At 60.2% G+C, this 1,055-nt stretch carries 1 protein-coding gene; it reads left to right on the top strand.

All coding sequences use genetic code 11. The features are described 5' to 3' along the window. Positions 1–1,055, top strand: a protein-coding gene (locus AB2B41_RS23305; RefSeq protein ID WP_420014327.1) for an IS3 family transposase whose coding sequence is annotated in 2 segments (ribosomal slippage) — positions 1–231 and positions 234–1,055 — 1,053 coding nt annotated over the 2 segments. Because the reading frame shifts where the segments join, the coding sequence is not laid out codon by codon here. This gene is flagged as partial in the annotation.

The raw sequence follows: 1,055 nt of genomic DNA, 5'->3' as shown, positions 1-1,055 counted from the left end.
GTCCTGAAGCTTCTGCGTGAGATTGAACTGAAGCTTTCGGAGGGCAGTGATGTGCAGACAGCATGCCGCGCCGTCGGTGTCAGCGATGCAACCTACTACAACTGGCGTCGGCGCTTCGGCGGGATGGCGCGGTCACAGTTGTCGGAGCTGCGCAGCCTTGAGAAGGAGAACGCCCGGCTGAAGAAGATCGTGGCGGAACTTGAGCTGGACAAGCTGATCCTGAAGGAAAGCCTGAACCACCTAAAGCCCAGGGCCTGACGACGGAGCAGCTTCGTCAGGCCGTCATCCACACCCGCCAGAAGCTCGCCACGTCAGAGCGGCGGACCTGCCGGGTAATCGGCCTCGCGCGTAGCTCGATGCAGTATCGGGCTGCCCCGCAGAACGATGATGATCTGCGGCTCGCCATGATCCGCCTTGCCAAGAGTTATGGTCGCTACGGCTACCGCAAGGTTCTCGAACTGCTGCGGATCGAAGGCTGGCGCGTGAACCACAAGAAGGTCGAGCGGCTCTGGAGTGAAGAAGGGCTGCAGCAACCTCAGCGCCACAAGAAGCGCAAGCGGCTCTACCACCACGACAGCTCGATCATTCGGCTCCGGCCGACCCATCCCAATCATGTCTGGAGCGTCGACTTCGTGCACGACAAGCTGAGTAATGGCCGCGCCTACAAAATGCTGACCGTGCTGGACGAGTACACCCGCCAGGCACTGGCTGTAGAGGTTCGCACAAGGATGACTGCCAATGATGTTCTGGAGGTCCTCTACGGGCTCTTCCTGCGCCACGGCAAACCGGAACACCTTCGAAGCGACAACGGACCCGAGTTCACCTCTGAAGCTTTCAAGACCTGGCTCCAGCGCATCGGCGTAGAGCCCATCAGGATCTATCCCGGGTCACCTTGGGAGAACGGATACAACGAGCGCTTCAACGGCACATTGCGCCGCGAGGTTCTCAACGCAGAGTGGTTCGCCACCACCAAACAGGCACAAGTCGTCATCAATGGCTGGCTCAGACAATACAACCACACACGCCCGCACCAGGCGCTCAACATGCGACCGCCA

Origin of the sequence: Sulfitobacter sediminis (assembly GCF_040811725.1) — a bacterium.
Classification (GTDB): domain Bacteria; phylum Pseudomonadota; class Alphaproteobacteria; order Rhodobacterales; family Rhodobacteraceae; genus Sulfitobacter; species Sulfitobacter sediminis.
This window is presented reverse-complemented; position numbering and strand designations above follow the sequence as displayed.